Source organism: Pseudoroseomonas sp. WGS1072, assembly GCF_049340465.1.
Lineage (GTDB): Bacteria > Pseudomonadota > Alphaproteobacteria > Acetobacterales > Acetobacteraceae > Pseudoroseomonas.
Window position 1 is genome coordinate 51,539 of the sequence record NZ_JBMPSU010000001.1, and the last position, 15,238, is coordinate 66,776.

Annotated in this window: 15 protein-coding genes; 9 read left to right on the forward strand and 6 right to left on the reverse strand. The window is 71.3% G+C overall.

The genetic code is table 11. From position 1 onward, the window contains the following. Position 1: 1 nt before the first annotated feature. Both ACF3NH_RS00300 and ACF3NH_RS00305 read right to left on the reverse strand, forming a co-directional pair. Positions 2-1,660, reverse strand: a complete 1,659-nt coding sequence (locus ACF3NH_RS00300) for an amidohydrolase (RefSeq protein WP_198364486.1) — start codon at positions 1,658-1,660, stop codon at positions 2-4. Further along, positions 1,660-2,433: a class II aldolase/adducin family protein gene (locus ACF3NH_RS00305; protein WP_198364485.1), complete on the reverse strand. Its 774-nt coding sequence runs from the start codon at positions 2,431-2,433 to the stop codon at positions 1,660-1,662. The genes ACF3NH_RS00300 and ACF3NH_RS00305 overlap by 1 nt, the downstream gene beginning before the upstream one ends. Positions 2,434-2,782: 349 nt before the next feature. On the opposite strand from ACF3NH_RS00305, the gene ACF3NH_RS00310 reads away from it, so the two are divergent. Next, complete coding sequence (locus tag ACF3NH_RS00310) at positions 2,783-4,381, forward strand: ABC transporter substrate-binding protein (protein ID WP_198364984.1); 1,599 nt, start codon at positions 2,783-2,785, stop codon at positions 4,379-4,381. 40 nt (positions 4,382-4,421) lie between these two features. Here ACF3NH_RS00310 and ACF3NH_RS00315 read toward each other — a convergent pair whose 3' ends face one another. Then, entirely contained in the window at positions 4,422-5,195 is a 774-nt protein-coding gene (locus ACF3NH_RS00315; RefSeq protein ID WP_422921449.1) for a class II aldolase/adducin family protein, read from the reverse strand. After that, on the reverse strand, positions 5,196-6,137 hold the full coding sequence (locus ACF3NH_RS00320; protein WP_422921450.1) for a 2-hydroxyacid dehydrogenase: 942 nt from the start codon (positions 6,135-6,137) through the stop codon (positions 5,196-5,198). Between the two features lie 251 nt (positions 6,138-6,388). On the opposite strand from ACF3NH_RS00320, the gene ACF3NH_RS00325 reads away from it, so the two are divergent. From ACF3NH_RS00325 to ACF3NH_RS00345, 5 genes are all read left to right on the forward strand, one after another. After that, a complete protein-coding gene (locus ACF3NH_RS00325) occupies positions 6,389-7,390 on the forward strand; it encodes a tripartite tricarboxylate transporter substrate binding protein (RefSeq protein ID WP_422921451.1) in 1,002 nt (333 codons plus the stop codon). After that, positions 7,387-7,869 carry a tripartite tricarboxylate transporter TctB family protein gene (locus tag ACF3NH_RS00330; RefSeq protein ID WP_422921452.1) on the forward strand — a complete coding sequence of 161 codons (483 nt, stop codon included), beginning with the start codon at positions 7,387-7,389 and terminating at the stop codon, positions 7,867-7,869. Before ACF3NH_RS00325 ends, ACF3NH_RS00330 begins: the two co-directional genes overlap by 4 nt. A gap of 30 nt (positions 7,870-7,899) precedes the next feature. Next, on the forward strand, positions 7,900-9,399 hold the full coding sequence (locus ACF3NH_RS00335) for a tripartite tricarboxylate transporter permease (protein ID WP_198364480.1): 1,500 nt from the start codon (positions 7,900-7,902) through the stop codon (positions 9,397-9,399). 114 nt (positions 9,400-9,513) lie between these two features. After that, positions 9,514-10,506 (forward strand): tripartite tricarboxylate transporter substrate-binding protein, encoded by a 993-nt coding sequence (locus tag ACF3NH_RS00340; RefSeq protein WP_422921453.1) that lies wholly within the window; start codon positions 9,514-9,516, stop codon positions 10,504-10,506. A gap of 52 nt (positions 10,507-10,558) precedes the next feature. After that, complete coding sequence (locus tag ACF3NH_RS00345) at positions 10,559-10,930, forward strand: cupin domain-containing protein (protein WP_422921454.1); 372 nt, start codon at positions 10,559-10,561, stop codon at positions 10,928-10,930. 55 nt (positions 10,931-10,985) lie between these two features. On the opposite strand, the gene hmpA is transcribed toward ACF3NH_RS00345, so the two are convergent. Further along, positions 10,986-12,194 carry an NO-inducible flavohemoprotein gene (gene hmpA, locus ACF3NH_RS00350; RefSeq protein WP_422921455.1) on the reverse strand — a complete coding sequence of 403 codons (1,209 nt, stop codon included), beginning with the start codon at positions 12,192-12,194 and terminating at the stop codon, positions 10,986-10,988. Between the two features lie 79 nt (positions 12,195-12,273). Between hmpA and ACF3NH_RS00355 the strand changes: the two genes are divergently transcribed. Beyond that, a complete protein-coding gene (locus ACF3NH_RS00355) occupies positions 12,274-12,774 on the forward strand; it encodes an Rrf2 family transcriptional regulator (protein ID WP_422921456.1) in 501 nt (166 codons plus the stop codon). Here the strand turns inward: ACF3NH_RS00355 and ACF3NH_RS00360 are convergent. Beyond that, on the reverse strand, positions 12,756-13,586 hold the full coding sequence (locus ACF3NH_RS00360) for a sulfite exporter TauE/SafE family protein (RefSeq protein ID WP_198364478.1): 831 nt from the start codon (positions 13,584-13,586) through the stop codon (positions 12,756-12,758). The genes ACF3NH_RS00355 and ACF3NH_RS00360 overlap by 19 nt on opposite strands. Before the next feature lie 129 nt (positions 13,587-13,715). On the opposite strand from ACF3NH_RS00360, the gene ACF3NH_RS00365 reads away from it, so the two are divergent. Next, positions 13,716-14,510 carry a sulfite exporter TauE/SafE family protein gene (locus ACF3NH_RS00365; RefSeq protein WP_370591904.1) on the forward strand — a complete coding sequence of 265 codons (795 nt, stop codon included), beginning with the start codon at positions 13,716-13,718 and terminating at the stop codon, positions 14,508-14,510. Further along, positions 14,507-15,238 (forward strand): cysteate racemase, encoded by a 732-nt coding sequence (cuyB, locus tag ACF3NH_RS00370; protein WP_198364477.1) that lies wholly within the window; start codon positions 14,507-14,509, stop codon positions 15,236-15,238. Before ACF3NH_RS00365 ends, cuyB begins: the two co-directional genes overlap by 4 nt.

Sequence of the window (15,238 nt, forward strand, 5' to 3'; positions counted from 1 at the left end):
GTCAGTCCGCGGCGCCGGCCAGCGCGGCGGCCTCGCCATGGCGGTCGAAGAGAACCTTGCCGCCGCGCAGCGTCAGGTCGGCCTGCGTGGTCAGGATGTCCTCCGGCGCGACGGTGAACAGGTCGCGCGAGAAGACGGCGATGTCCGCCTGCATGCCCGGCTCCAGCGTGCCGCGCTCGCTCTCGGCGAACTGCGAATACGCGCCGCACCAGGTGTAGCAGTGCATCGCCTGCTCGGGCGTCAGGCACTCCCCGGCACCCAGCACCGTGCCGCGATTGGTCTTGCGCGTGACCATGGTGAACAGGTTCTGGAACGGGTTCACCGTGCAGACCGGGCTGTCCGAGGAGGCCGCCGGATGGTGCCCCTCCTCCAGCCAGGTGCGCATCGGATAGGCCGCCTCGGTGCGCTCGCGGCCGAGGTTGCGGAGGTAGAGATCGCCGAACTCGTACATGAAGAGCGGCTGCGGAATGGGGATGATGCCATGCCGCAACATGCGCCGCCGCTGGTCGGCGTTGAGGAAGCCGCAGTGCTCGATGCGGTGGCGCCGCCCCTCGATCGGCTGCGCCGGGGTGGAGGCGCGCTCCATCGCCACCAGCACCTGCTCGATGCCGGCGTCGCCGATGGCATGGATGTCGAGCTGCCACCCCTGCGCGTGGTAATGCGCCAGCATCTCCTGCATCGCCGCGTCGGGGAAGCAGAAGATGCCGGTGCCGCCGCCGGCGCTCTCCAGATAGGGATCGAAGAAGGCGGCGGTGAGCCCGCCCGCCGAGCCGTCGCCGAAGACCTTCACCGCGCCCCAGGCCAGCAGATCCTCGGCCCGCTCGCCGACCGAGACCGAGGGCCGCAGCCCCTCCTCCCAGGCGGCGCGGGCGATGCCCTCGGGGTTGCCGGCCAGCACCTGCCACATGCGCTGCATCAGCCGCCCCTCGGCCGCGGCGCGGCGATAGGCGCCGATCTCGGCCATGCCGGCGGTCATGCCGACGTTCATGTCGCTGGCGGAGGCGAAGCCGAGGGCCGCGAGCTCGCGTCCAGCTGCCTCGATGGCGGCGACCATCTGCGCCTCGCCGGGCGGCGGCATGACGTCGCGGATCAGGCGCATCGCCCGTTCCTGGAACAGGCCGGTGAGCTGCCCGCCCTTGCGCTCGATGGCGCCACCCTCGGGATCGGGCGTGTTGTGGCCGACACCGGCCCGCTTCATCGCCGCGCTATTGGCCACGGCGACATGGCCGCAGGTGCGCACGATGAAGACCGGATGATCGGGCGCCACGCGGTCCAGCTCGCCGGCGAGCGGATGCCGGCCGATATCCAGCTCGCCGTGATCGTAGCCGCGGCCCAGGATCCATTCGCCCTTCGGCGTGTTCCGCGCGGCGGCGGCGATGCGCGCCAGCACCTCGTCCAGCGTGCGGACCTCTTCCGGCCGCAGGTTCACCTGCGACAGGCCGAGGCCATAGGGCAGGAGGTGCATATGCGCCTCGTTCAGCGCCGGTGTCGCCACCCGCCCGCCGAGGTCGATGCGGCGCGTTCCGGCACCGGCCAGCGGCGCCACCTCATCGAGGCTGCCGATGGCGAGGACACGGCCGTCCTTCACCGCCATCGCCTCGGCGAAGCCGGCCGAGAGGCCACGGAAGATGCGGCCGCCGGAGATCAGCAGATCAGCCATTACGCGCGCCAGTCCGGCTTGCTGCCTTCGATGAGTTGCAAGGCCGAGCCCCAGGCCCATTCGGCATGCGCCAGTGAGCGCGCCGGATCGCCGTTGAACTGCGCGGCGGTCCTGAGGCGGACCTCCTCCGGCGGCAGCACCAGCTCGGCGCCGCCCGCGAGCGCCGCCACCTGCGCCTGGCAGGCGCGCTCCAGGTAGTAGATCAGGTTGAAGGCCTCGGGGATGCTGCGGCCGGCGACCAGCAGGCCGTGGTTGCGAAGGATCATGGCCTTGTTCGTGCCGAGGTCGGCGACCAGGCGCTCGCGCTCGTCGAGATCCAGCGCGATGCCCTCATAGCCGTGATAGGCGAGATGGCCGTAGAACTTCAGCGCGTGCTGGCTGATCGGCAGCAGCCCCTGCTTCTGCGCCGAGACGGCGATGCCGGCGGCGGTGTGCGTGTGGACGACGCAGAAGGCATCATCGCGCGACATGTGCAGCGCCGAATGGATGGTGAAGCCCGCCGCGTTGACCTGCTTGGTCTCAGCTCCCTCCTCGACGATATTGCCGTGGAGATCGATCTTCACCAGGTCGCTGGCCTTCATCTGATCGAAGAGCACGCCATAGCGGTTGATCAGGAAGTGGTGCTCGGGGCCTGGAACCCGCGCGCTGATATGGGTGTAGATGAAGTCGGTCATGCGGAAATGCGCGACGAGGCGGTAGAGCGCCGCGAGGTCGCAGCGGATCTGCCATTCCTCTTCGGAGCAGTTCATCAGCGGTGCGGTGGCGATGTTCATGACAGATCCCCTCGGGTTGATGAAATGTCATCATGCCCGCAGGCACCGTCAATCGGTCGATTTGCCTTCGCGATGCAGCAAACGGCGCGCCTGCCTGGATTCGAGGCAAAACCCGGCCGGGGACGCCACGCCACCGGGCATACGCGAGACTCCCTCGGATCGGCGCAATTGCCCTGCGATACCTTCTTCGCACAAGGCCCGCTCCGAGGTCCGAAATGCCTTCCTCAGGCGGATTGCGGGCCTTCCACGCTGGCTGGCGGCCCGGTTCCTGCTATGCGACGACCTGTGCGACACGCCAGACGCGACCATCATGGCCTCACGGAGGCCGCAGGAGAGCACCGCCTTGCCGATGATCCCATTCCTCGCCCGCGGCCTGCGGCGCCGGGCCACGCTGCTGGCCACGGCGGTGCTGCTCGCCGCCTCTCCCGCGGTGGCGCAGACCCCGAAGGACACCTTGCGCGTCGTCCTCAGCAACGAGATGACGACGATCGATCCGGTGATGTCGGCCGCCGCCTTCGCGCGCAACCATGGCTTCCTGGTCTATGACCAGCTCTTCGCGATGGACAGCCAGGGCGTGGCGCGGCCGCAGATGGTCGGCGAGCATGTCGTCTCGGCCGATGCCATGACGCACCGCTTCACCCTGCGCGACGGCCTCGCCTTCCATGACGGCGCGCCGGTGCGGGCCGCCGACGCGGTGGCCTCGATCCGCCGCTGGGGCGCGCGCGATGTCGTCGGCAAGGCGCTGATGGCCGCCACCGCCTCGCTGGAGGTGATCGACGACCGCAGCTTCGAGCTGAAGCTGAGCCGCCCCTTCGGCCTGATCACCGAGGCGCTGGCCCGGCCGACGGCCAGCGCGCTCTTTGTCATGCCGGAGCGCATCGCCAGCACGCCGGCCACCACCGCCATCACCGACCCGACCGGCTCCGGCCCCTTCATCCTCGACCTCGCGAACTGGCGCATCGGCGACCGCGCGGTCTATCGCCGCAACGCGAACTACAAGCCTCGCCCCGAGCCGGCCGATGGCCTGGCCGGCGGCAAGGTCGCCCAGGTCGAGCGTGTCGAATGGCTCGCCATGCCGGATGCCGCCGTCGCGGCCAATGCGCTGACCAATGGCGAGATCGACTTCATCGAGCATCCGGCGCCCGACCTGCTGCCCCTGCTGCAGAAGGCGCGCGGGGTCACGGTGGGGCTGATCAACCCGGTGGGCAGCATGGTCTGGCTGCGCCTCAACCACAGCCAGCCGCCCTTCAACGACCCGCGCCTGCGCCGCGCCCTGCTCCAGGCGATCAGCCAGCAGGAGGTGCTGCAGGGGATGGGCATCCCCGATGAGGATCAGGTCGCCTATTGCCCGGCCTACTTCATGTGCGGCACGCCACTGGAGACGGCCGCCGGCGCCAGCGGCCTGCGCGATCCGGATCCGGCCAAGGTCCGCGCGCTGCTGAAGGAGGCGGGCTACGACAACGCCCCGGTGGTCTTCCTGAGTGGCGCCGACAATCCGCTGAACAGCAACTCCACCCTGGTGCTGGCCGAGCAGTTCCGCCGCGCCGGCTTCGCCATGGATGTGCAGACCACCGACTGGGCGACCGTGACCGTGCGCCGCAACCGGCGCGAGCCCCCTGCCCAGGGCGGCTGGAACCTCTTCGTCACCATCGCCAATGCGCTGGATGCCGGCAATCCGCTCTCCAACCTCTACCTCGCCAGCCCCTGCGAGGGCGGCCTGACCGGCTGGCCCTGCGACCCGGAGCTGGAGCAGCTGCGCCGCGCCTGGTGGGAGGAGCCGGATGCCGAGAAGCGCCGCGCCCTGCTCGACCAGGTGCATGCCCAGGCCTATGAGAGCCTGCCCTACATCAATGCCGGGCAGTTCCGCACCAAGTCGGCCTGGCGGAGCAACCTGGACGGGCTGCTGCCGACCACCGTGCCGGTGTTCTGGAACGTCGTGAAGAAGTGAGGCGCGGGGGCCGGGGTGCCGTCTCGGAAGGGGCGGCGCCTCAGTCCCGGTAGTCCGGCTGCTCGCGGTCCATCTTCCGCTTCAGCGCCTGCCAGGGCAGCCATCCCTTGACCGGGGAATCCGATGCCTGTCCGCGCACCCGCTCCACCACCGCCGGGGGCGGCAGGGACAGTGGCGCGCCCGTGGACTGCGCCGCGACCTGGATGCGGCAGGACTGCTCCAGGTAGTACATCCAGTAGAACGCCTCCGCGACGGTGCGACCGATGGTCAGCAATCCATGGTTGCGCATGATCATGGCACACCGGTCGCCCATGTCGCGCATGATGCGGTCCCGCTCCTCCAGATTGTCCATCGCCGCGATGCCTTCGTATTCATGGATGGCAACGCGGTCGTGCAGTTCCATGTTCATCTGGTTGAGCGGCAGCAGGCCGCCGGCCTGGGCGGCCACCGTCATGCCGGCCAGGGTATGGGTGTGCATCACGCATTGCGCCCGCGGCGCGCCGCGATGCAGGGCGGAGTGGATCACGAAGCCCGCCGGATTGACCGGCCAGGTCGTGCGCTGCAGCGCGACCCCGTCGGCATCGACCATGACGAGGGAAGAGGCGGTGACCTCCTCGAAAAGCAGGCCATAGGGATTCACCAAGAACTGGTGGCCATGCCCGCCGGGCACCCGTACCGAGAGATGGGTGTAGACGAGGTCGGTCATGCCGAAATGCGCCAGCAACCGATAGGCGCAGGCGAGATCCTCCCGCAACTCCCGCTCGGTCGGGACGTGCTCCGGATCGGGGCGGACGGGCGGGGGGATCAGGAGCATTCAGTATCCTCGCTCGGGCTCATAGAGATTGGGGAGCGGACGCCCGGCCTCGAAGGCCGCGATGGCGTCCGCAATGTAGCGCGCACGCTCCGACCTGCTCGACATCGAAGCGACATGTGGCGTGATCGTAACTCCGGGATGCGCCCAGAGCGGGCTGGCGGGCGGCAAGGGCTCCTCCTCGAAGACGTCGAGCACGGCCCCGGCCAGATGGCCGCTGTCGAGCGCGGCCAGCAGGTCGGGTACCACCAGATGGGAGCCGCGCCCGGCATTCACCAGTTCCGCCCCGCACGGCAGTTGCGACAGCAGGCGGGCGTCGATCAGGCCGGCGGTCTCCGGCGTGGAGGGCAGCAGGCAGACCAGCATGTCGGTGCTCGCCAGGAAGGCCGGCAGTTCCGCCGCGCCGGCGAAGCTGCGCACGCCCGGGAGATCCTTGCGCGAACGCGACCAGCCCTGCACGGGGAAGCCGACGCCGCGCAGCATCTCGGCGGCGCGGCGGCCGAGATTGCCGAGGCCCATGATGCCGACGCGGCGCATGGAGGCATCGAAACGCGCCTCCTTGTGCCGCCACTCCGCCACCGCCTGGCCCAGGGCGAAGTGCCGCATCTCCCGCAACAGGGACAGGCAGGCCCAGACGACATACTCGCCCATGCGCTGCGCCGTGCCCTCCCCGCCCATGCGGACCAACGGCAGGTGGCGCGGCCAGGCGGGATCGCAGGTGATGTGGTCGACCCCGGCGGCCGAGGAGAAGACGACGCGCAGATTGGGCAGCTTCGCCAGGCGGCCCGGCTGCGGCTCCCAGACGACGACGTAATCGACCTCCTCCGGCCGCACGGCGGGATCGTCCCAGAAATGCACATCGAGCCGCGGATCGGCCGCCCGGAAGCACTCCCGCCAGTGGCCCAGCGCCTTCTCGCCACCCGACTTCACCAGAAGCTTGACCATCCGCCCTCGCCTCGCCCTCTCGCCATCCAGGACCCCGGCCGGGCCCGTGCCGGAACCTGCCGCCCCGGCCGGCCCGCGTCCAGCGCCGGACGACCCGCCGGCCGGTCCCGTCGGGCCGCGCCAGTCCGCCGCCCGCCACTGCCTTGATCAGGCTGCGCAAGGGACAGGCAGGTGGGGCCTGCCGCCGGCAGCCTCGGCTTGACGAGAGTGCGCCGGCGGCGGAGCATTCCCGCAAGAGATCCTTGCGGGAGATGCCCCTGATGTTGCGCCGCGCCCTTCTGGCAGCCCTCGCCGTGTCGGCCGCCACCCTGCCGGCCACCGCCCCGGCCCGTGCCCAGGGCTTCACCCCGCAGAACCCGGAATGCATTGCCCCGGCGGCGCCGGGCGGCGGCTTCGACCTGACCTGCCGCACCACGGCGCGGCTGCTGAACGAGTACGGCATCGTCGGCCCGGCCATCCGCACGCAGAACATGCCGGGCGGCATCGGCGCGGTGGCGATGAACCAGGTGATCGCGCAGCGCGGCGCCGATCCGAATGTCATCGTCGCCGTCTCCACCGGCTCCTGGGTCAATCTGGCGCAGGGCCGCTTCGGCCGCTGGACCGAGAACGACGTGCGCTGGATCGGCGCCATCGGCGCGGATTTCGGCGTCATCGCCGTGCACAAGGACAGCAAGCTCAGGACGCTGGCCGACCTGATGGCGGCGCTGAAGGCCGATCCCGGCAGCGTGCCGATGGGCGCGGGCGGGGCCGTCGGCAGCCAGGACTGGACTAAGGCCGCGCTGATCGCCAAGGCCGCGGGCGCCGACCCGCGCAAGCTGCGCTACGTGCCCTTCGAGGGCGGCGGGCAGTCGATGGCGGCGCTGCTCGGCGGCCATATCCAGGTCTTTCCCGGCGATGCCTCCGAGGTGCAGGGCCAGTTGCAGGCGGGCGAGATCCGGCTGCTCGCCGTGCTCTCGCCGGAGCGCCTGCCGGGCGTCTTCGCCGCGGTGCCGACGGCGAAGGAGCAGGGCGTGGACGCCGAATGGACCATCGTCCGCGGCTTCTACATGCCGCCCCGCGCACCCGACGCCGCCTATGACTTCTGGGTGGGCGCGATCCGCAAGCTGCAGGCCGATCCGCGCTATGCCGAGGCGCGCAGCGGCGCCGGTCTGTTCGAATACAACGTCACCGGCGCCGAGTTCGACGCCCTGGCCAAGAAGCGCACCGCCGAGTACCGCGCGCTGGCGAAGGATGTGGGGCTGGTCTCGCAGTGACCGACCTGCCGGCGGCGGAGCCGCACCCGCCGCGCGCCCTGGCCCACTCCACGGCGCCGGACCGGTCGCTGGGCGTGGCGCTGCTGCTGGTCGCGGCCGGCGCGCTGTGGCACGCCCTGTCGTTGCAGGTGCCCTTCGCCGCCGATCCGCTGGGGCCCAAGGCCTTCCCCGGCGTGGTCGCCATGGTGCTCGGCCTCGCCGCCCTGGCGCTGCTGCTGCGCCCCGGCCTCGGCTGGGAGGCCGGCGGGCCGCCCTGGAAGGGACTGGCCTGCATCGCCGCCATGGTCGCCTATGCCTTCCTGCTGATCCCGCTCGGCTTCATCCTGGCCACGGCGCTGCTCTGCTTGGTCATCGCCCGCGCCTTCGCCGGGAACTGGGCGCAATCCCTGCTGGCGGCGGCGGTGACGGCGCCGGCGCTGTTTCTGCTGATGGACACCCTGCTGGATCTGCCGCTGCCGCGCGGCCCCCTTGGCTTCTGACCCTCGGTTCCTGACAGGCGGGATTCCCGGATGCTCGATGCCTTCTCGCAGCTCGCCGGTGGCTTCGCCGTCGCGCTGACACCGCTGAACCTGCTGCTGGCGCTCTGCGGCAGCTTCGCCGGCACCGCCATCGGCGCGCTCCCTGGCCTCGGGCCGCTGAACGCCATCGCCCTGCTGCTGCCGCTGGTTTTCGCGCTGAAGCTGCCGCCCGAGAGCGCGCTGATCCTGCTCGCCGCCGTCTATTACGGTTCCGGCTATGGCGGGCGCATCGCCGCCATCCTGCTCAACATGCCGGGCGAGCCGGCGGCCGTGCTGACCACGCTCGACGGCCACCCGATGGCCAAGGCCGGGCGGGGCAGCGCGGCGCTGGCCATCTCGGGCATCGGCAGCTTCGTCGGCGCGACGCTGTCCGTCGTGCTGATGACCTTCCTCTCCGTGCCGCTCTCGCGCGCCGCCGTCGGCTTCTCGCCGGCCGATTACGTGGCGCTGATCGCCTTCGCGCTCTCGCTGCTCGGCGCCGTCGCCGCCGGCAACGCGGCCAAGACCTGGGCGGCCGCCTCGCTCGGCCTGCTGCTCTCCATGATCGGCATCGACGGCGGCACGGGCATCGAGCGCTTCACCTTCGGCAGCCTGGAATTGCTGGGCGGCATCGACTTCACCGTGCTGGCCATCGGCCTCTTCGCCATCAGCGAGATCCTGCTGCTGCTGGAGAGCCCGGTGACGGCGGCGGCGAGCCATCTCGGCCGGGGGGCGCGGCTCCGCCTCTCCGAGATCCGCCGCTGCGGGCCGACCATGCTGCGCTCCACCGGCATCGGCTTCGTCATCGGCGTGCTGCCCGGCGCCGGTGCCTCGATCGCCGCCGCCCTCTCCTATTCGACCGAGAAGCGGATGCAGGGGCGCGATGGCACCTTCGGCCGTGGCGACATCCGCGGCGTCGCGGCGCCGGAGACGGCCGACAACGCGGCGCAGATCGGCAACATGGTGCCGATGCTGGCCCTCGGCATTCCCGGTTCCGGCACCACCGCCGTGCTGCTCGGCGCGCTGCTGATGTACAACATCACCCCCGGCCCGCTGCTGTTCGAGCAGCGCCCCGAGGTCGCCTGGGGGCTGATCGCCAGCATGTACATCGGCAACGTCATGCTGCTGGTGCTGAACCTGCCGCTGGTCGGGCTTTTCGCCCGGCTGCTGATGGTGCCGGCCTGGGCGCTCTATCCGCTGGTGATCGGCATCTCCTTCGCGGGTGTCTACGTCGTCTCCAACTCGGCCGCGGACCTGCTGCTGGCGGTGGGCTTCGGCGTCGTCGGCTGGCTGTTCCGCAAGCTGGACGTGCCGCTGGTGCCGATCATCCTCGGCTTCGTGCTGGGGCGGCTGCTGGAGGACAATCTGCGCCGCGCCCTCTCGCTCAGCGATGGCGACCCGATGGTGCTGCTGGCCTCCCCCGTCTCCATCGGCCTCTGGGTGATGACGGTGCTCGCCGTGCTCTGGCCGCTGCTGCCGGGGCTGCGGCGCGGGCCGGCGCCCTCGGCCTGAACGCCCGGGACGCGGGGCCGGTCGCCCGCGGGAAGCCGGTGGACACCCGCGCGGAGGGGTGACAGCCTGGGCCGGCAGCGTGCCCGGAGAGGCACGGACAGGGAGGATGACATCATGACCTTGCCGACACGGCGCGCCCTCGTCGCGGCCCTGGGCGCCGCCCCGCTCGCCGGGTTGCCGCCCGCCCCGTCATCCGCCGCCTCCGCCACGGGAAGCTGGCCGAGCGAGCCGATCCGCATCTTCGTCCCCTTCGCCCCCGGCGGGTCCACCGACGCCGTCGCCCGGCTGGCGGCGCCCGGCCTGCAGAAGCGCCTCGGCGTGCCGATCATCATCGAGAACCGCAGCGGCGCCGCCGGCAGCATCGGCACCGATGCCGCCGCGCGCAGCCGGCCGGACGGCTATTCCTGGCTGATCACCTTCGACTCGCACGCCCTGATGCCCGTGCTGGTGCCGAACCTGCCCTTCGACCTGGAGAAGGACCTCCAGCCGGTCACGCAGATCGGCCGCGCGCCCTATGTCACGGCCTGCCAGCCGGCGAAGCCGTATCGCGCGATGGACGACGTCTTCGCTGCCGCCCGGCGTGGCGGCGTGTCCTTCGGCTCGACGGGGAACGGCACAATCGGTCATCTCGTCATGCTGATGATGGCCCAGCGCCAGGGGGTCGAGCTGACCCACCTGCCCTACCGCAGCGGCGGCCTGGCGGTGAATGACGCCGTGGCTGGGCATGTGGACTTCATGATCGGCAGCGCCGCCCTGCTCGCGCCGCACCTGGCCGCCGGCACGCTGCGGCCGCTGATGCAGCTCGGCGAAGGCCGCCTGCCCGCGCTGGGGACTGTGCCCACGCTTCGGGAGGCGGGTTTCGAGGGACTGTCGGCCGAGGCCTGGTGGGGCGCCTTCGCGCCGGCGGGCGTGCCGGCGCCGATCCTCGACCGCTTCCAGGCCGCCCTGATCGAGAGCTACCGCGAGCCCGCGATCGCGCGGCAGTTCACCGAGGTGAACCAGGCCGAGCTGGTGCTCGGCGACGGCCCGGCGCTGGGCCGCTTCGTGCGGGAGCAGGTCCGGGTGTGGGGCGAGGTGGCCCGCGCCCACAATGTCCGGCCGGACTGACGCCCCTGGCGCGGTCCCGCTCCCCTCCTTCCGCAGCAGGAAAGATCACGCCATGAGCCAGGCAGACGAGTTCCACAACCTCGACGACGGGGAGGGCGGCATCCTGCGCGAGCTGGCGCCGGGCCTGTCCACCCGCATCTTCGCCGGCGAGCACGCCATGCTCTCCATCGTGACCATCGCGCCGGGCGCCGCGGGCGAGATGCATCAGCACCCCGAGGAGCAATGGGGGGTGCTGCTGGAGGGGAGCGCCGTGCGCATCCAGGGCGGCGAGGAGATCACGGTGCGGAAGGGCGACTTCTGGCGCACGCCGGGCGGCGTGCCGCACACCATGCGCGCCGGGCCGGACGGCGCGCGGGTGCTGGATATCTTCAGCCCGCCGCGCGCGGAATACCGCGTGCCTGGAAAGGGCTTCGCCGGGCGCTGAGCCTCCGCCGGGAGGGGTCTCGCCGGCCCGGAGAGGCTCGGGCCGGCGCTCCGCTTCAGGCCGCCAGAAGCTCGTCCGCCGGGCCGAAGAACTCGTAATGCAGCCGCTCCGCCGGGACGCCGGCGCGCATCAGCCCACCGACGAAATGCCTCAGGAAGGGGCGCGGGCCGCAGAGATAGATCTCCGCCTCGCGCGCCGCCGTCTCTCCAAGCAGCCAGGCGGCGTCAGGCAGGCCGGCATGGTCGTGATCGCGGCCCTGGACATCCTGCGGGCGCGGCGCCTCGTAGAAGACGTCGAGAGCCAGGCCGGGATGCCGCGCGGCCAGGCTCCGCAGATGCGGGCCGAAGGCGTGGGTGGCGCCGCTCTGCGTGCCGTGCACCCAATGCGCCCGCGCCTCCGGCCGGCGTGCCAGGAGGTCCTCCAGCATGCTGAGCAGCGGGGTCTGGCCAACGCCGCCCGAGAGGAAGAGGGCCGGACGCTGGCTGTCCGCCAGAACGAAGTCGCCCGCCGGGGCGGCCGTCTTCAGCACGGTGCCGACCTGCGCCGTGTCATGCAGCCAGTTGGAGACGACGCCCTGGGGCTCGCGCTTCACCGAGATGCGGTAGCCCTCCCCGGACGGGGCGGCGGAGATGCTGTAGTTGCGCTTCAGCGGCGCATGGCCGGGAAGGTTCAGCCAGAAGGTCAGGTACTCGCCGGGGCGGTGCCGCATCACCGGCCCGCCATCCACCGGGCGCAGGTGGAAGGAGGTGATGACCTCGCTCTCGCGCACCTTCTCGGCGATGCGGAAGTCGCGCCAGCCGTTCCAGCCGCCCCGGGCGGCGGCCTGCGCGCGGTAGACCTCCGCCTCGCGGCCGATCAGCACCTCGGCGAGGAACCAGTAGGCCTCGCTCCAGGCGGCCATGATCTCCGGCGTCGCGGCCTCGCCGAGCACCTCCTGGATGGCGCCGAGCAGCGCCGTGCCCACCGCCGGATAGTGCTCGGGCAGGATGTTCAGCGCCACGTGCTTCTGCGCGATGCGCTCCACCGCCGGCAGCAGCACGCCGAGATTGTCGATGTTCTGCGCATAGGCCAGCACGGCGGCGGCCAGCGCCCGCGGCTGCGCGCCCGTCCCGCCATGGTGCGACTGGTTGAACAGGTCGCGGATCGCCGGGTCCTGGAACATCCGGCCATACATGGTGCGGGTGATTTCCAGCCCCTTGGCTTCCAGCGCGGGCACGGACGCCTTCACCAGGGCGATGGTGGAGTCGGAGAGCGGGGTGGGCATGGCGTTGGCCTTAAGATGCATACGACATGCATCTTATAAGCCCCGTGAAGTTAAGCTGTAAATCCCATATATCTTTTCCATGCGCCTGACCCTGCACACCGACTATGCGCTTCGGACCCTCATCTTCGTCGGGCTGCGGGCTGGCCGGCTGGCGTCGATCCCGGAGATCGCCCAGGCCTTCCGCATCTCCGAGAACCATCTGACCAAGGTGGTGCACGGGCTGGGCCGCGCCGGCTTCCTGGAGACGCTGCGCGGGCGGGGCGGCGGATTGCGGCTGGCCCGCCCGGCGCGCGAGATCGGCCTTGGCGCCGTGGTGCGCGCGACGGAGGAGGATCTGGCGCTGGTCGCCTGCTTCCCCGGCGCGGGCGCGCAGGCCGGCACGCCCTGCCTGATCGCCGGGAACTGCGAGTTGCAGGCGGTGCTGGCCGAGGCGCTGGCGGCCTTCCTCGCCGTGCTCGACCGGCACAGCCTGGCCGACCTGCTGGAGCCGCGCCAGGCCCGGCTGCGCGCGCTGCTCGGGATGGAGGAGGCGGGGCCCGCGGCGCCGCCCCCGCCGGTGCCTCAGAAGATCAGGCTGTAGAACATCCGCACCGCGGTGATCGCCAGGAAGATGGCAAAGGCGCGCTTGAGCATCAGCGGCGGGATGGTGTGCGCCAGGTGCACGCCCCAGGGCGTCGCCAGCAGCGAACTCGGCACGATGAGCAGGAAGCCGATCAGGTTGACGTAGCCGAGCGAGAAGGGCGGCAGGTCGTGCGCGCCCCAGCCGCCATAGATGAAGCCGACGGTCGCCGGGATGGAGATGATCAGCCCGAAGACCGAGGAGGTGGCGACCGCCGAGCGGATCGGCGTGCCGAACATGGAGAGGATCGGCACGCCCACCGTGCCGCCGCCGATGCCCATCATGGCCGAGACCATGCCGATGAAGCCGCCGATGCCCCAGAGGCCCGGGCCGCGCGGCGTCACGTCGCGGATTTTGTAGTCCACCCCCGTGAAGCCCATGTTGAGCGCGACCAGCAGCGCGATGGTGGCGAAGACCGCCGAGAGCGCGCTGCCATGCAGCCAGATCGCCGCCACGGTGCCGAGCGCGACGCCGATCACCATCGATGGCCAGATCGCCTTCAGCAGTCCGGTGTCGATGGCGCCGCGGGCATAGTGCTTGCGGGCCGAGATGATCGAGGTCGGGATGATGGTGGCGAGGCTGGTGCCGACGGCCAGCTTCATCTGCACCGCTTCGGGGATGCCGAAGAGCGGCAGGATGTTGAACAGCACCGGCACGATGACAATGCCGCCACCGACGCCGAGCAGGCCGGCCAGCGTCCCCGAGATCAGGCCGGTGACGGCCATCGCGACGGCAAGACCCGCGAGCCAGAGCGGGTCGGACATGTGTTCCATGAAGCAGGGCTACCTTGGCGACGGACGGGAGGGCAGGCGGAGACGAAGACCGCGATCGACGCTTCCGGCGATTTCGTCTTCGGCGATCGCGCGCTAGTGCTTACACCCCACGTCCGGTTCCGTCAGCCCGTGCCCTTCCCCCTTCACGCCCCCCTGCCCTGGTCGGACCTCCTCGTCACCGACCCCTGGTTCTATGCCCTGGCCGTCCCCGCCCTGCTGATCACCGGCATCAGCAAGGGCGGCTTCGCCTCGGGCGGCGGCAATCTCTCCGTCCCCGCCATGGCGCTGCTGATCCCCGCGCCGCAGGCCGCCGCCATCAGCCTGCCGGTGCTCTGCGCCATGGACCTCGCCGGCCTGCGCGCGTGGTGGGGCCGGTGGAGCTGGCGGGAGATGCGCGCCATCATTCCCGGCGGCCTGCTCGGCATCCTGCTCGGCACCCTGGCCTTCGGCGCCATGAGCGACCGGCACGTCAAGCTGATGGTGGGCGTGATCTCGCTCGTCTTCCTGGCGCGCAGCCTCTGGCTGGCGCGGCGCGGCCCGCCGCCGCCCAGCCGGCCGAATGCCTGGAAGGGCGGCTTCTGGTCCACCATCTCCGGCTTCACCAGCACCATCGCCCATGCCGGCGGCCCCCCGCTCGCGGTCTACCTCTATCCGCTGCGCCTGGACCGGGGGACGCTCGCCGCCACCACGGTGGTCTTCTTCGGCGTCATGAACTATGTGAAGCTCGTGCCCTACGCGGCGCTCGGCCAGCTCGGCCTGTCGAATCTGCTGACCAGCCTGGTGCTGCTGCCGCTGGCGCCCGCCGGCATCCGCCTCGGCGTCTGGCTGCATGGCCGGATCAGCGACAGGGCCTTCTACCGGTCGATCCACCTTCTTCTGGCGCTGACCGGCGTGAAGCTGGTCGCGGATGGTCTGGGATTATGAGCGACGCTTCCTCCCCGGGACCTTTCGGGGGACCCTTTCTCGGCGTGCTGGGCGGCATGGGGCCGCTGGCCAGCGCGCAGTTCATGCTCCGCCTCACCCTGCTGACCCCCGCGGAGCGGGACCAGGACCACCTTCCGGCCCTGCTCTGGTCCGACCCCCGCGTGCCTGACCGCACGGCGGCGCGCCTCGGCCAGGGCGAGGATCCCCTCCCCTGGCTGCTGCGCGGCCTGCGCGGCCTGGAGGCGGCGGGCTGCGGCGCCATCGCCATCCCCTGCAACACCGCGCATGGCTGGTACGACGGCCTGGCGGCGGCCACCCGCCTGCCGATCCTGCATATCGTCGACGCGGCGGCGGCCGAACTGGCGCGGCAGGGCATCGACGGCGGGCGCATCGGCATCCTCGGCACGGCCGGGACGCTGGATATGCGCCTCTACCAGTCCCGCCTGGAAGGTCGGGGCTATGACTGCATCGTGCCGGACCCCGCCGAGATGGCGGCGCTGGTCTCCCCCGCCATCGCGCTGGTCAAGGCCAACCGGCCGGCCGAGGCCCATGCGCCGCTGGCCGAGATGGCCTCGCGCCTGCGGGCGCGCGGCGCCGCCGCGGTGGTGCTGGGCTGCACCGAGATCCCGCTGGGCATCCAGGCCGGCCCCACCGACGCGATCGGCCTGCCGCTGATCGACACCATTGACGCCCTGGCCCTGGCGGCCCTGCGCTGGGCGGGGCGCTGA

Excerpts from the sequence above, each read along its gene's own strand:
- ACF3NH_RS00310 (WP_198364984.1), top strand. The coding sequence starts at position 2,783 with ATGATCCCATTCCTCGCCCGCGGCCTGCGGCGCCGGGCCACGCTGCTG.
- ACF3NH_RS00355 (WP_422921456.1), top strand. The coding sequence starts at position 12,274 with ATGCGCCTGACCCTGCACACCGACTATGCGCTTCGGACCCTCATCTTC.
- ACF3NH_RS00315 (WP_422921449.1), bottom strand. The coding sequence starts at position 5,195 with ATGCTCCTGATCCCCCCGCCCGTCCGCCCCGATCCGGAGCACGTCCCG.
- ACF3NH_RS00360 (WP_198364478.1), bottom strand. The coding sequence starts at position 13,586 with ATGGAACACATGTCCGACCCGCTCTGGCTCGCGGGTCTTGCCGTCGCG.
- ACF3NH_RS00320 (WP_422921450.1), bottom strand. The coding sequence starts at position 6,137 with ATGGTCAAGCTTCTGGTGAAGTCGGGTGGCGAGAAGGCGCTGGGCCAC.
- ACF3NH_RS00300 (WP_198364486.1), bottom strand. The coding sequence starts at position 1,660 with ATGGCTGATCTGCTGATCTCCGGCGGCCGCATCTTCCGTGGCCTCTCG.
- ACF3NH_RS00305 (WP_198364485.1), bottom strand. The coding sequence starts at position 2,433 with ATGAACATCGCCACCGCACCGCTGATGAACTGCTCCGAAGAGGAATGG.
- ACF3NH_RS00325 (WP_422921451.1), top strand. The coding sequence starts at position 6,389 with ATGCCCCTGATGTTGCGCCGCGCCCTTCTGGCAGCCCTCGCCGTGTCG.
- ACF3NH_RS00345 (WP_422921454.1), top strand. The coding sequence starts at position 10,559 with ATGAGCCAGGCAGACGAGTTCCACAACCTCGACGACGGGGAGGGCGGC.
- hmpA (WP_422921455.1), bottom strand. The coding sequence starts at position 12,194 with ATGCCCACCCCGCTCTCCGACTCCACCATCGCCCTGGTGAAGGCGTCC.
- ACF3NH_RS00335 (WP_198364480.1), top strand. The coding sequence starts at position 7,900 with ATGCTCGATGCCTTCTCGCAGCTCGCCGGTGGCTTCGCCGTCGCGCTG.
- ACF3NH_RS00340 (WP_422921453.1), top strand. The coding sequence starts at position 9,514 with ATGACCTTGCCGACACGGCGCGCCCTCGTCGCGGCCCTGGGCGCCGCC.
- cuyB (WP_198364477.1), top strand. The coding sequence starts at position 14,507 with ATGAGCGACGCTTCCTCCCCGGGACCTTTCGGGGGACCCTTTCTCGGC.